The following is a 13,356-nucleotide window of genomic DNA, read 5'->3' as shown; positions in this document are numbered from 1 at the left end:
ACGTGGTAGCCACCGTCCGGGCTTGCCGTCGCGCCCAGATTCTCGGCTGCTCCGAGTCGACCGTACGTAGCCAGGCGGCGCGGGGTGATCCCGCGCCGCCGTTGCTGTTGGCGCCCTGCTGAAGGGCGTCCATTTCTGGCCATCGGGTGATGTAGATGGTACCGACGGCAGCCCTAGGTCACGCTCGCGCGGGCCCGACGGCAACGGATCACCACGGCAGCGGTAGCGGGGCATCCGCCGGTTACAGGGCGGCGTCCGGTCCGATCGCCTGCGCCGTCCGTTGAGCATAGTCCGCCGTCCACCGCTTCGCGCCGGTGTGCACCGCAGTCTGCACGTCGCCCCCTCCTCTCCCTCTCCGGTGCACCCGCTCAGCGCCAGCAGCATGCCAACAACCGCCAGGACGAATCCGACCAGCGGCCGGCGTTCCGTGCCTGGACCGGCGGCTTTCCATGTTCCAGGCCAACCACGCCGTAGTGTCCAACGATGATCCGCCCCCGGTTGAGCAGACCCTCCGTCGGCACTCCGTTGTCCTGGGTCTTCCAGTAGCCGCTGTGCGTACGGGTGTCGACCTCGTAGCGGTTGCCGCCGAAGTCCTCGTCGTGCGGCGCTTGACCAGGGCCGGGATCGAACCGCGACACCGGATCCCGATCCTCGAAGTCGAAGAAGTCGTCGTCTTCGGCCTGACCGGCCCACATGTTCCGGAGAGCAAGGTGCGGGTTCTCGGCCTTGTGCGCATGCCCGGACCGCGGGCGACGACGATGTCACTGACCGCCGGGCAGCCTCTCCACAACGCACCTCTGGTGGACGGACATCCACCAGTGGTGTACCTTCGCCAGTGGGCATTGGCCCTAATAATCAATCTTGGATGGTGGACATCTCCACCAACTCACCGAGACCGGCTCAAGGTGAGTTATCTCCGTACACAGTCGACGCGATACCTGAGTTTCCATGCAGCCGGTGCACGGAGCTCAGCTTCGTCAGTAGAACCTGTGCTGGCCGAGCTGAGCCGTGCGTGCCTCACTCGGTCGGGGTGAGGAGTGCTAGTCATGGATTCTTTTGATCTCGTTTCCCTGCTCACCCAGTACTGGATCGTGCCGGTGCTGGTCGTTGGCGTTCCGGTCCTGGGTAAGGTAATCGTCGCACTCTGGACGACCTGGGGCGCCGAGGATGAGAAAAAGCCCGAGATCCTCCGGGCCGTGGGCGACATGTTTCGCCCCCTCCGCCGCGGCGGCGCGTCCGATGGCGGCAAGGGTGGTGTCGGAGTGTCTTGATCCACCTCAGGCACCTCCCCGTTGGTCGGCAGAGTTATGGCCCGCCAGCAACTCGCGCAGCTCGGCCTCCCGCGCCTCCTCGGCACGAGCGGTGTCGAGTCGTTCGAGGATCGCGAGGGCTGGCGAGTTCGGCGTGACGACGGCGTCCACCTTGGGGAGAGTCTAAGCTTCTCGGCTTGGACTCTCTTCCACACAGTTTCAGAGCCTTGTAGAGCACCTCACCAATACGCGTCTCGCTCAACCTGCGGCCTCGTCGTTTTATGGATCATCGGCATTCAGCGCCTCGGGAAGCCAAGTGGCAAGCAACAGGTCGACTGGTCGAGACGCAGCGCCCGGCGTACCTGAACGGCATTCTCGCCGTTCTCGTCGCGACCGCTTTTGCGCCACCACTTCTGATATGAGGAACGGCCCGGACGTAGGGTCCCCAGGCACGGCGACACAGCTCATACCGAACATCTTCGTTCCACTCAACTGATAACACTCTCAGGCTTGTTGCCCGCTACGTTCTTCGGAAAGTCCTTGCCGATCGCTGGTTCCCTAACCGCCACCCGTCGCCACAGACTAGCAGGGTCAACTATTTAACCGGCAGGCAATTAAGCCAATCGAGACGACCTAGCCCGTAAGCGCACTGGACAGCAGGTTGCCCGCGAAGCCTAGAACGGCACCGGCAATAAAAGTCCAAGTTGCGACACGCGTCCCCGACTTACGGAGCTTCTCCATTTGCTCATCGTGCACCGCGGTCAGTTTCTCAATTTCCTCTTTAAACTTTTCCTCAGTCCTGGCACCAAGGATGACGCTAATCTTTCGGGCGTCCTCTTCGTTCAACTTCGCAGTAGCCTCCGCCGCGTCGGCGCGAATAATCAGCTTACGAACCCCATCCTCGAACGCCTCTGCCCGAACAATGATGTCCCGCATGTCTTGAAACGCCACGTGAAGAGCCTGAGACACCTCGATCATGTCCGCTTCGAGCCGCTCAGCCGGCGTCGACTGTGTCTCCTGTACCGTCTTTACGGATTGCGCAGCGTCACTCTGAAACTCCGCCCGCAGCGCCCTAGACATCTTAAGCTCGGAACGGAGCATTCGCGCCGCGATAACGACAGCGACAAAGGAGGAAACCACACCCAAGACACCTGCGACCTTTTCGCCGGTGTCCAGGAGATCAAGCGCTTGAATATCGAGCATCGACGTAGGCTACGCCCGACAGTGACCGCCGACCAGACCCTGTCGAATGATCGTCATCAAGCTCGTCCAGTTAGGCGGATCCGGGTGCCTCTCCGGATGATCGCCCGAAGCTCGGTGGGTCATCAGGGCAGTCCACGAAGCGCCGGTGCTCCCCGTCGAGCCGCACAAGCTCGCTCTCCAGCCAGGACATCGCGTCGTCCAGCGTCATGTCGGGATGCTCCGTGCGACGTTGCCGCAGCTTGCTGGCGATATCCGCATAGATCCCAACCCAGGTGTGATTGATGGGATCACCGCAGTACCTCTGCGTCTCGCTGATCACCACGACCCGCTCCTTCAACCCGACGCCGCCCCGATCTCGTCGGCGTTCTTGAGGATTCGATAGACCGTGTTAGCTTGCCAGCGCCCACCGCGCTTGCCCAGCACACCCTGGTCGTTGAGGCGCGTCGCGATCGCGTTGTCGTTGATGCCCTCAGCCCGCCAGGCACGCATCTGGGTCAAAACCCGCTGCTCTGCCTCGTTCTCCACCAGGTGGCCGTCACCGTCGTGGTCCCAGCCGTACGGCTCGCGGGCGTAGACCTGTCCGGTGCGCCGCTTGTGCTTGAGGGTGTTGCCGGTCCGCTCTCCGATCAGCTCGCGCTCGAACTCACCCAGCAGGACGCGCAGCCTCGCGAAGAACCGACCCATGGCGGTGGTCAGGTCGATGTGGTCGTCCAGGGACAGCAGCCGCACCGGGTTCCGCCGGCCGTTCGGGATCATCCTCCGGATCAGCGTCATCCCGTCCTCGGACTCGCGGGTGAGCCGGTCCAGGTTGGTCACGATGATGACGTCGGCCCACGGGTTGTGCTTCGCGTCGATCAGGTCGTTGATTCGCCGACCTTGTTCCCGGTCGGCGAGCGCGGTCTTGCCGGAGACGTCGATGTCCTGGATGAACTCCACCAGGTCGTAGCCGTACGCGACGCAGGCCGCGGTGACCCGCGCACGGTCATCCTCGGGACGGTTCCTCTGGTCCTCGGTGGATACCCGCGTGTACCCGACGGCGCGGGGGCAAATTTCGCCCGAATCAGTCGATACTCTCACAAATGATTATACCAACCGAGCTATTGGTACAACGACGACTATTTGTCGTCCCCAAATGGCGTTTGAGACGTTGACTTGGTCGTCTATATCGAACCAACCACGTTGGTTCCAACGATGCCAACGGAGGACTACAGGAGGTCGGCCGACGGGCCAGGCGTCGCTACTTCATCCACTCGAACAATGCGTTCACTAGTAGGCCTAGCGGAACCGATGCCAGAAGACCATAGCAGAAGAAACGAACTTGTTCTCGCCGACTCGCCCGAGAGGTCTCACTGAGTCCTCGGGTGACGGTTTGTTCGACCAACCGCTGAACAGCTTCCGCTTCTCCCCGCTTGAGCGTGGCGAGCATGTCATATTGTTCAGCATCCGCTTTTAGCCGGGCTAGGGCCGCCGATCGCAATTCCAGCTCCGCTTGCAGTGCCGGCAGCAGGATGGCCGACTCTTGCAGTTGACCCTGAAGCTCCGTCAACCGCCGCACGAGCGGTTGACCTTGCTCTGCAAATTGCCGCTCGCCCTCGCGTTTTCCCCGAAGGAATTCGCCGCGAAGATCAGCTGCAACCCAGACAACAAGGAAGGCTCCCAGTCCTATCCCTACCACAGGCTGCCAGGATCCCACGATGGACACCATCTCCGATTCCGTTACACGTCGAGCGGCTATGCCAGCCACTCGAACACGAAGTTGCCCGCGACACCCAGCGGCACGGAGCTGGCCAGGCCGTACAGGAAGTACTGGATCTGCTGCTTCTTGCCGTCCTTCGAGGTTTTCGCGAGTTCCTGGACCACGAGTGCCGTGGCCTCGGCCAGCGCGGTCTTCCGGTTCTCGTCCACGAGCTTCTGCACGGCGTCGGCGTGTTCCTGGTGCAGGGCGGCGTACCTCTCGGTTTCCTCGGCCTTGGCCCGCAGTTTTCGGAAAGCTGTCTGCCGAACCTTCAACTCAGCCTCCAGGTCGGGCAGAAGCTCGGCGATGTCCTTAAGGTGATCTTGCACCTTGGCAACGCGGCTGAGTAGAGGATCGGGGAGCGCGTGTTCCCGTTTAGCAAAGGCCGCCCGCAAGACTGTGGGCAGGTCCAACACGTCGTCACCAGACTGGAACCGTCGAAGTGCCTGCCTGCCGACTTCCGCATAAGCGGATTCAAGAGCATCCACCGTGCCTCCGTGCAGATCGAACCGACTGCCCTGTGTAGCACAGCCGGTCAAGACGCGCCACGGAGTCCATGGTCAACACCGAGGGGCCGGCAGCGAACTATCGAACCCTTGATCTTAGATGCAGTGGCACCAGAGTCAGTCCGCCGACTTCGGCCCGGGCGGCGGCCAGCCGAACCGCCGGTTCCAGGACTGAATGATTCACCGAAACTTCAGGCGCTTGTCCCGGCGCACCGACGTCACCACGACCCGCTCATGGTCCATGAGGACATCGGCCACGGTCCGACCTCACGACTTTACAGCCACCAGCAGTGCGAGTACGGCGCGCTTAAACTCGACTACGTCCCCTTTCGAACACGTCGAGCTTGCCCCGCGCAGTGATATGCGCGTATCTATAGATCTGGTTCTCTTAGGCAGACGCAGGGCATCGTCGTAACCGGCTGAGCGGCTGCCGCTGATTGGCTCGACTCGCTCATCGAAACCTATCCCTAGCCTCGTGGCCTAGGTCCGTGCCGAAGTACGGCGAAACCGACGGTCCGTCCGTCTAACTGGCCACCCAGAACTGCCAACTGACGGGCGCCGCAGGCCACGAGGGGTCGGGACGCCAACCTGCAGGTGGCGTCCATCCCGGCGGACAAGGCGGCCAACCCGGCGCCGGGTTGAAGCGCCAGGCCGTCGCCGTCGCCGGGACAACCGTCTCCCCTCGCGAGCCGCCGACCGCCTGGGTCCCCTCGAAGAGCGGCGGCGAATCCAGCCACGCGTCGCTCAACTCGTTCATCCGACACACGTCTAGCACCAGGTCGGCCTTGACACGGTTGCCCTTCAGAATCGCCCGCGCCGTGGTCACAACGTCACGTCCGGCAAGGTGTCTGATCACGGGTAGGAGATCGCCACTCGTGGCCGGCGTGAGGGTCCCGACGGCCGACCCGTTGATGCGTACCTCCGCGACGGTTCGCGACGACCGTGCCTTCTGCTCGACCAGCTCGTGCAGGGTGGCGTGGACCCACGTCTCGCCGTGCTGCCCCAGCAACGGAACGAGATCGTTGATGTGCTTTTCCTCGCCGGTGACCTGGACCTTCCGGCCGGTAGGCAGCACCGCGTGCCGCTCCGACGGCGGCAGCGTCGCCGGTACGACCATGTGCGGCTCGGCGAGCGCGACCCGCACGCTACCGACAAAGACCTGGCGGGGATTGAGGCTCTCGTCCTCCCAGTCATCGTGCTCATAGCCGTACACCCGGGCGGCGACCTGCGGCGTCCACCCCTCGTCGACGAGCCGGAGAAGCACCGGCGAGTACCGCACCGCCTGCTCGCGTGGCAGGTGCCCCACCTGTCCCCCGCCGACGTAGACGCCGATCGCGTTCGGGTCGAACCGGTTGCGCGGTTCGGGAACGAGCTGGGCTACCGTCATGACCTCCCGGCTGTCGCGCGTGAGAGCACCGGTTCCCAGGAGTCTCCGTATGTGCGGGTAGTAGTGCGACTCGCCCACGATCTCCATGTGCGGGTAGTTCCGCTGGCCCCACAGGTCGAACGTTCGAGTCATCGCGGCACGGTGCCCTTCCGGGGGAAGCGACTTTGATCAACTGATCCGTCGTTGGTGTCCTGCGAGGCTCGCAGGATCGCCGTCCCGTGATCGTCGTCCCGTCACCGTAGATCGCAGAATCGGTCGGTCGCCTCGCGAACTCAAACGGCCGATTGCCGTGCCGGTCCGAGCGACCCACGCGCACGCCCAACGTGGACGGACCAGGGCGACGATCGTCACAGCGAGCTTCACCCGAACGGACCATCCCGAAGGGCACAACGCGTCACCCCTGGTCAGCCCCGGACCGTCGCACAACGGTGTCCGATCCTTCGGCTGTGGAAGTTGCGACAAAGTGAGTCTTTCCTAGACCAGGTCTCACATCTTCTTCTCCGCACCCCGTGACCGGAAAGCCGCGCGACCGTTGATGTGTTCGAACGGGGAGGTCAACACCATGCGTTGTCGGCTCATGCATGGTCAACAACCAGGGGGATGACCCCCCCGAAGAAGAAAAGCGTCCCTCCCAGCCCCCAGAGCCAGCGGGGGAAGAGTGGAGGGACGTTGTCATGGCTACGGCCGGAGCGTGCGAGCTTGCAGGGGAATACCTGGAGGCGACCGGGCGCGATGGCCCTGCTATGGCAGCCAGGACCACCGCCCACCTGCTACGACTTGCCGCCATCTTCATTCCCGGAAGGAACGGCAAGCAGTAGCCGACCTAGTCCCGGGGGCCCGTTAGGAGGCGGGCCCCCGGGCGCCTAACGCCCGTTGGTCGATCCCGTCCAGTCGATCGCTTCGCCGTGGTCGTCCGTTGACGGCGTCGTCTATCTTGCTGGGCCAACTATCGTGGCGTCTATTGGTAACGGGTGAGGGTCTTGGTGTTCCGTTCACTCACCCAACGTTGGTCCTGCTTATGGCCGATCGGGTATACATCGCCGAGTGTCGGCCAAGTGACAGCGATTGATCGGTGGATCAGATAGGGGGTCGTGACCATCCGTCAAGACGCACAGGTATTGAGCATGCTCTGCAACGCGGTCTTCTCCGACGTCTGGAGACGCAGGCTCCAGTTGTACTTGGTGCGGATCCACATCTTGGCATAGGTGCAGTGGTAGGCGGTCCTGGACGGCTTCCAGGTAGAGGGGTCCTGGTCGCCCTTGCCCTGGTTGACCTCGTCCGTCACTGCAATGAGCTGCGGACCGGACAAGTCGTTGGCGAACGACTGGCGGCGGGCCGTGGTCCACCCGTTGGCGCCGGAGCGCCACGCCTCGGCCAGCGGCACGATGTGATCGATGTCGACGTCGGCCGGGTTGGTCCAGGTCGCCCCGTCGTACGGGCTGTACCAGCTCCCCGAGGTCGGGTAACAAGCACTGTCCACACTCACGCCGCTGCCGTCGCGCCGCAGCACCGTCTCCCGGGTGTTACACGAGCCGCTGATCGTGATCCAGTGCGGGAACAAATCCCGGTTGTAACCGGCACCGGACTCAGCCGCGACGGTCAGCGCGTTCAAGTTCGACTGCGCGGTGGCCTTGGACGGGATGCCGGGCGGGCTGGCGCTCGCCGGCGAGGCCATGACGATAGTTGCAGCTACCGCTGCAACGACGGTAGCGGCTGTGACGGCTAGGCGGGCGCGGTGACGTCGGGTATCGAGCACGAGAGCCTCCCGAGGCGTTGGGTACGGGAGAAACCAACGTCGAGGCCGGGCGTTGCCACGACGTGACGGGAGCGTAACCGGACATCGACGTATGCCGAAAGAAGCTGGTCTACGCCGTCCGACACACTCGCCCGTCGCTGTCGCCCTGCCCCGGCGGCGCCCCGGAGGACACGCTCGACATGATCAACTTGCAGCGGCGGGGTAAACCTCGCCTCGGCGCTTGACTCCCTAGCCCTCGCAGCCAACCGCCCAAGAGATGCTTGACCCGGGTAACCCCATCGATCTATCGATTAAGGGTAGGCTACCCAACCGTGCTACCCGGACTTCAATACACGGACTTCCACAAGTTCCTCGTAAGTGTCGGCGGCCTGTTGTCGGTGGTAGGTCTGGCTCTCCCGGTTTTCCTGCTTCGAAACCAACCAACGCTTCTAATAGCCGATCACCAACTTGGCCAGGCAACGCCTGAAGCCCAGCAGGCAGTACGCTCTCAACAGGATCAGCTTGCGTTCCTTATCCTGTCTTGGCCCTGGATAAGCATCGGACTTATAGTAGTCGGCCTATTGCTGGTCGCCCTGGGCGCGAGAAGTTGGAGAAAACAGCAGACACGTTCAGATAGTCGCGAACAGGCGGAGATATCAAAACTATTAGCGGAAGGCGAAAAAGCCCATCAGGAGACGTTAGCACTGGTGAGCGCGAATCAAGCAAGCCCGAAGGAGCTGGCAGAGCAGGATGCGGAACGGGAATTAGCAGCGGAGTCACCGGCGGACATTGCCCTGACATCAGCGCCCACTCAAATCGCCTCCGATTCGGACATCAGCGCCGCACCTATCACAATAATCAATCGTCGCTCATCCGATAACGCGGTCAGGCGGGCCATCATCACCTCGACCGAGCGTTGGTTCGAAGGAAAAGGGACGGCAGTACCAAACGTTAAATTGGGAGGCGGAAGATACGCGACAAGGGCCCTCGTCTCAGCGGTCGACTACGCACCGAACCTCTTGCTTGAGATCAGGTACGTAGATCCTTCCATTCCTCGCAGACTTTCCGAAGCCGTGCAGGAGTTGGCAGGCTGGGGAATCGCCGCCGCAAATAGCGCTCACGGGATGTTCAAGTCCCAGTTCATCCCGGTCGCCGTGCTCGCCTACGAGCTTGGGGAGCCCCAACCGACCCTCCCTCTAATGCCAGAGACAGAGATGGATGACCATCAAGTCGAGGCACTCGTCGCCAAGGAAACTCGCGACTTTTACAATTACCCCATACCGCTGGTTATCCTCTTAATGAACAAGCGCAGGATCGACGTATCACCGCTCGCAAAGATCACTCACTTGATGCCGAACGGAATCCATGTCCTCTAGACTTACCATGACTCACCCCCAGCTCCCAACATGCAGGCTGTGCCCAACCTAAGAGCGTTCTGCGCCCGGCCAGGTCCCTATGACTGAGGCCGACCTTCAATTACGTCGCGGGTGAGGTAGTGTCACTCGAGCAAGTTTCTGATGCTCCCTTTACAAGTCCTGCAGTTGCGCGTTGATCGCGAGCGCCGCTTGTGAGTAGGCTTGCGAGATAATCGCGAACCTGCTCGCCCGCTCAAAAATGTAAACCTGCGGAGTCGGGCCGTTGGCGGCCTCTATGGCCTGCTGCCCGGCGGTCCCCGCATGCTCCAGGTAGAACTCCGAGAGCTCAATGTACCGGTCCCGCTTGGCGCATAGCTCAGCGATGCTCATCGGGCTGCACCTCCCCGGTAGCGCTCATTGACCAAAACACCTACAATCCGCGACATCGGAATACCTGTTTCCGCCGACTCGGCGCCGAGCCTTTCAAACGCTGCCGGCGCGGCTCTTACCACCAGGAGCCGTGACACGTTACCGTCAGCCGTAGCCATTCGACGGGTGCATCCCCGCCGACACTCTGCTTTCCCCTTCATAATTAGATTCTATTATAGAATTAATTGCTCCTGCGACCTTCCGCAAACAGTTTCATCCTCAGGCCCAGCTCGACGCTCCTCTCAGGAGGCGCCCGCGTCGCTCAAGCGCCTGGTCCACCGATCCCTCGGACCAGGCTCACGCCACCGCCGCGTTCACCGGCTCGCCCCTGGCCGCGACCACGAGATCCGCGACGCCTGGCGCTCGACCCGCCGGAGGAACTGATCGCCGGCACCGAGTGCCCCGTCTACTCCACTAGGACCCTCCGACTGCTGCCGACCGGACGGCGCTCCGGCGTCCTGACGTGCGGCGTTGGCTGCCTCTGCGCGGAGGTAGGGCTGCCGGCGCGGGGTGCCGGGACGAGTCGTGGACGTGGCGCACATCTGGATCGGGTGGACGGTCGCGAGCGATGAATAGCACATCGGACTGCTCAGGGGTCGGACCAGAGGGAGTTACGCGTACCACTGGCCCTCGGGGGAGTCGGGCGGGTCGGGTACGTCACAGTGAAGCTACAGTGGTCATTGCACGGCACGACACCACCTCACCGACCAGCGGAGGGAGGCCCGGGGTCTCCCTGACCCAAGGAGGTGGCTACGTGACCGTGTCCTCCGGTAATCCGGATGACAATCACCACCGATGCAGCCCGACCCCGCCGGCGGAAACCAGCCGGTGGAAGAAGGCTGCGGAGGTCGCTACGGTCGCACTCGACCTTGCTTTGCAAGCGGCGAAGCTCGTGGCGTTCGTGGTTGTTGCCGTGTCAGGCTGTGGCCCGATCTAACGGGCCAACGTTGATCGGAACCACAGCTAACTGACACACCCTGTACCGCAGATGGGCCCTCTTCACGCTCTTTCCCGGGCTGGGAGGGCCCTCTGTGTTGACTCATTCTACTACCAACATGACTGAGGTTACCTCCCGGCGATAACCTCAGTCAGGACGGCTGCCGGCCCGCCATCAGGCTGGCAGTACCATCGGTCGATGCTCACCGTCACCGTGCATCTTCGAGGCGGGCCGGCCGATGGTGCGGTACGAGACCTCCCGGCGCAGCCCGACGGCCGACCCCCGGAGCACCTCGTGCTGGCGCAGCGGAACGCCGTACCCGGGATGACACCAGAGCAGGATCACCGGTACGAGCTGGAGCCCGCGCCGGACGCGGACGGCATCTGGACGATGACCTACGTCCGCACCTCGCCTTCAAAGGGTTGAGCTGCCTCCCACTCTTCTTGTAACAGCTTCGGCAGCCTGGTTCTGGCATCGATGGTTGCGTGAGTTAGGAGTTCGGCGGTCAGGCCCTCAGCCCCATCTAGGTTGGCGCCTTGTAGGTGCGCCCGGCGCAGGTTCGCGTTCTGCAGGTTTGCTCCGTACAGATCCGCACCCTGCAGTTGCGCTCCGTACAGGTCCGCGCCCTCCAGGGTCGCTGCGTGCAGGAACGCGCGTTGTAGCCGCGCGTGGATCAGGTTTGCGTGCTTCAGGTCTGCTTCGTACAGGATCGCGCCATCTAGCTGCACCCCCTCCAGGTTGGCGCCTTGTAGGTTTGCCTGGAACAGGTTGACGCCCTGGAGGTTCGCGAGCAGGAAGGCGCCTTGTAGGTTTGCCCTATACAGGTTGGCGCCCTGGAGGTTTGCCCCGTACAGGTTGGCGCTCTGTAGGTCTGCCCTGGACAGGTCCGCGCCTCGCAGCTGCGCTCCGGACAGAACCGCTCCAGCCGCGCGGGTCTCGCTCAGGTCGACCGAGTTGCTCTCCGTTCGCTGGGGGCGTCGAGCCAGGACGGTCAGAGCGGCCTGCACATCGGTAGGCGGACGCACCGCCGGCTGAAGGGTGGCAATCTGCTTTTTCCCTATGGGTCCGATCGCCCCGGTCGAAACCGCCTCATCGCGGGTGCCCTCTCGCACAAATGCCGCGAGGACTTCGACCACTGTCTCGTGATCGCGTTCGGACTCAGCCATCAGGTGTTCGAGGGCGTAGATGCCGCCAAGTCGCTCCGTGAGCTTGTCCGAGGCCAACTGGGCGATAGCCTTCGTGTACCGGTCGGTGAACTGGCCTCGGCGCGACAGGTAGAACGTGCGGGCGGTGAAGGCGGCACCGGTGAGCACTACCAGGCCGCCGACCGCCGCGAGCAGAGTCTGACGGGTGGCGTTGCGAACGTCCGCTTTGTCCTTCCCCTGGAGGTGCTTGGCCGGAGTAGCCCACCAGGCGACCGGTCCGAGCAGCACCACCAGCAGCCCGATCGCCAGCAGTACGGTCAGCGGCATCCAGACGGCCGGCCTGCGCATCACCCGCTGCATGGCCTTGATCGCTCGACGTATCACGCACCCAGTACACCGGACCGCCGCCAGCAATCAAACCTCCGACCGGAGAGCGACACCATAATCACGGTTGGTGTCTACTAGCGTTGCTCCTCCACCGCGATTGCCCAGGGCTGCCGCCCCCAATGGTCGGTGTCCGGCATCCACGCTGGCGCCGTCAGACTCGCGTCTAGCTCAGCAAGCCGCATTGCCGCTAATACGACAAACTGTAAACAAAATGCATATTCCTCCGATGATGGCTGGTAACCTTCCGGGGCTCGATACTCTCGCCGACCATTCATGAAGCCCAGAACCCTCGGCGTTAGGAGCCGGAACCGCTGATAGGCGGCAAAACTAAGGCCCAGGGCGGTGACGCGGGCAACTGGGGCGAGTTGCTCCACCGTCCAGGTCAGCGCTTCAATCTGCTCGCCCAGTGTCTGGCAATCGCGTGCGTTCAGCCCATGGCTGCCAGGGTTAAGCAGTCGTGCTATCGCGCCGGCATTCAGCGGGAAGTGAACCTTCTCCATGAGGGCAAGCGGCGAGGCGTCGTAGCGCCTCATTCGATCACCCGGGTTGTGCTGCTTAAACAACTCCTCGAAAGCATCAGTGAGCCTGGCCATCGCCAAGATGCGATCTCCGTTGCCGCTCGCCGACTCAGCCTTTAGCAGTAAATCTCGCACCGGGTCCTGAACGACGACGGAGGCCATCGACAGGCTTTCGTAATCGGCTCCAAATACGAGTTGAGTGTTGGCCGCCATAAAGGTAGACGTATCGGCCACTGCCTGCTCGATGGTTGACACGTCGGGATGAGCACCATGATGCTTCAGGTTGACCCGTATCTTGTTCAGCCGGCGCATGCCCTGCTGGGAGGCCAAGCCAGTCCCGGCTGGCAGGTGAGGCTTAAACGCTTCCCAGTACTTCTCAAACTCACGAGGAGGAGTTACTCCAAAGTGCTCAGCGGCGAGCAGCAGGAAGCTCTCAACGGCGTCGTGCAGCATCAGGATGCTGGTTGACGACAGCGGTTCTGGTAGACGGGCCTGTTGAAGCGCAACCTGATGCAGGTACCGGATGTACGCCAGCCGGCGGGTGGCGTTCAGGTCGAGTGGCATCCCGTCAAACTGCCATGGCTGAGGGGTTGCGTCATCAGGCGGGTAGCTGAGCTTCGCTCGTGGTCCGGATCGAAGACGAGGAGTACGGGACAGCGGTCGAGCTGCTCGCCATCCTCGGCCCCGACGTCACCCCTGCTGTGGTCCGCCGCTGACCTGAACTCGGCGATTTGATCATCCACCGACGCTCGGTCGCCGACTTGTCAAC

Annotated in this window: 15 protein-coding genes; 3 read left to right on the top strand and 12 right to left on the bottom strand. The window is 62.8% G+C overall.

What is annotated here, in order from left to right:
- Positions 1-368: 368 nt before the first annotated feature.
- Positions 369-695 (bottom strand): hypothetical protein, encoded by a 327-nt coding sequence (locus V1633_RS21065; protein ID WP_331216081.1) that lies wholly within the window; start codon positions 693-695, stop codon positions 369-371.
- 351 nt (positions 696-1,046) lie between these two features.
- On the opposite strand from V1633_RS21065, the gene V1633_RS21060 reads away from it, so the two are divergent.
- Entirely contained in the window at positions 1,047-1,271 is a 225-nt protein-coding gene (locus V1633_RS21060) for a hypothetical protein (RefSeq protein ID WP_331216080.1), read from the top strand.
- 6 nt (positions 1,272-1,277) lie between these two features.
- Here the strand turns inward: V1633_RS21060 and V1633_RS21055 are convergent, their stop codons facing one another.
- From V1633_RS21055 to V1633_RS21020, 8 genes are all read right to left on the bottom strand, one after another.
- Positions 1,278-1,421, bottom strand: a complete 144-nt coding sequence (locus V1633_RS21055; RefSeq protein WP_331216079.1) for a hypothetical protein — start codon at positions 1,419-1,421, stop codon at positions 1,278-1,280.
- A 462-nt stretch (positions 1,422-1,883) separates the two neighbouring features.
- The gene (locus V1633_RS21050; RefSeq protein WP_331216078.1) at positions 1,884-2,453 is read right to left on the bottom strand and encodes a hypothetical protein; all 570 of its coding nucleotides are present in this window, start codon (positions 2,451-2,453) and stop codon (positions 1,884-1,886) included.
- Positions 2,454-2,523: 70 nt separating this feature from the next.
- Positions 2,524-2,775 carry a hypothetical protein gene (locus tag V1633_RS21045; protein ID WP_331216077.1) on the bottom strand — a complete coding sequence of 84 codons (252 nt, stop codon included), beginning with the start codon at positions 2,773-2,775 and terminating at the stop codon, positions 2,524-2,526.
- Between the two features lie 11 nt (positions 2,776-2,786).
- Positions 2,787-3,530 (bottom strand): recombinase family protein, encoded by a 744-nt coding sequence (locus V1633_RS21040; RefSeq protein ID WP_331216076.1) that lies wholly within the window; start codon positions 3,528-3,530, stop codon positions 2,787-2,789.
- A 160-nt stretch (positions 3,531-3,690) separates the two neighbouring features.
- On the bottom strand, positions 3,691-4,158 hold the full coding sequence (locus tag V1633_RS21035) for a hypothetical protein (protein ID WP_331216075.1): 468 nt from the start codon (positions 4,156-4,158) through the stop codon (positions 3,691-3,693).
- A gap of 26 nt (positions 4,159-4,184) precedes the next feature.
- Positions 4,185-4,676 carry a hypothetical protein gene (locus tag V1633_RS21030; RefSeq protein ID WP_331216074.1) on the bottom strand — a complete coding sequence of 164 codons (492 nt, stop codon included), beginning with the start codon at positions 4,674-4,676 and terminating at the stop codon, positions 4,185-4,187.
- Between the two features lie 541 nt (positions 4,677-5,217).
- Positions 5,218-6,168 carry an HIRAN domain-containing protein gene (locus V1633_RS21025; protein WP_331216073.1) on the bottom strand — a complete coding sequence of 317 codons (951 nt, stop codon included), beginning with the start codon at positions 6,166-6,168 and terminating at the stop codon, positions 5,218-5,220.
- A 1,015-nt stretch (positions 6,169-7,183) separates the two neighbouring features.
- Complete coding sequence (locus V1633_RS21020) at positions 7,184-7,756, bottom strand: HNH endonuclease family protein (protein WP_331216214.1); 573 nt, start codon at positions 7,754-7,756, stop codon at positions 7,184-7,186.
- Positions 7,757-8,148: 392 nt separating this feature from the next.
- On the opposite strand from V1633_RS21020, the gene V1633_RS21015 reads away from it, so the two are divergent.
- Positions 8,149-9,192 carry a hypothetical protein gene (locus tag V1633_RS21015; protein WP_331216072.1) on the top strand — a complete coding sequence of 348 codons (1,044 nt, stop codon included), beginning with the start codon at positions 8,149-8,151 and terminating at the stop codon, positions 9,190-9,192.
- A gap of 150 nt (positions 9,193-9,342) precedes the next feature.
- Here the strand turns inward: V1633_RS21015 and V1633_RS21010 are convergent, their stop codons facing one another.
- The gene (locus V1633_RS21010) at positions 9,343-9,561 is read right to left on the bottom strand and encodes a hypothetical protein (RefSeq protein ID WP_331216071.1); all 219 of its coding nucleotides are present in this window, start codon (positions 9,559-9,561) and stop codon (positions 9,343-9,345) included.
- Positions 9,562-10,735: 1,174 nt separating this feature from the next.
- Here V1633_RS21010 and V1633_RS21005 point away from each other — a divergent pair.
- The gene (locus V1633_RS21005; RefSeq protein WP_331216070.1) at positions 10,736-10,963 is read left to right on the top strand and encodes a hypothetical protein; all 228 of its coding nucleotides are present in this window, start codon (positions 10,736-10,738) and stop codon (positions 10,961-10,963) included.
- Here the strand turns inward: V1633_RS21005 and V1633_RS21000 are convergent.
- On the bottom strand, positions 10,933-12,066 hold the full coding sequence (locus V1633_RS21000; RefSeq protein ID WP_331216069.1) for a pentapeptide repeat-containing protein: 1,134 nt from the start codon (positions 12,064-12,066) through the stop codon (positions 10,933-10,935). The genes V1633_RS21005 and V1633_RS21000 overlap by 31 nt on opposite strands.
- Positions 12,067-12,143: 77 nt before the next feature.
- Complete coding sequence (locus V1633_RS20995; protein WP_331216068.1) at positions 12,144-13,151, bottom strand: hypothetical protein; 1,008 nt, start codon at positions 13,149-13,151, stop codon at positions 12,144-12,146.
- Positions 13,152-13,356 lie beyond the last annotated feature (205 nt).

This window comes from Plantactinospora sonchi (genome assembly GCF_036422035.1).
GTDB classification, from domain to species: domain Bacteria; phylum Actinomycetota; class Actinomycetes; order Mycobacteriales; family Micromonosporaceae; genus Plantactinospora; species Plantactinospora sonchi.
Note: the sequence above shows the minus strand (reverse complement) of the source record. Positions and strands in the feature narration are given on the sequence as shown.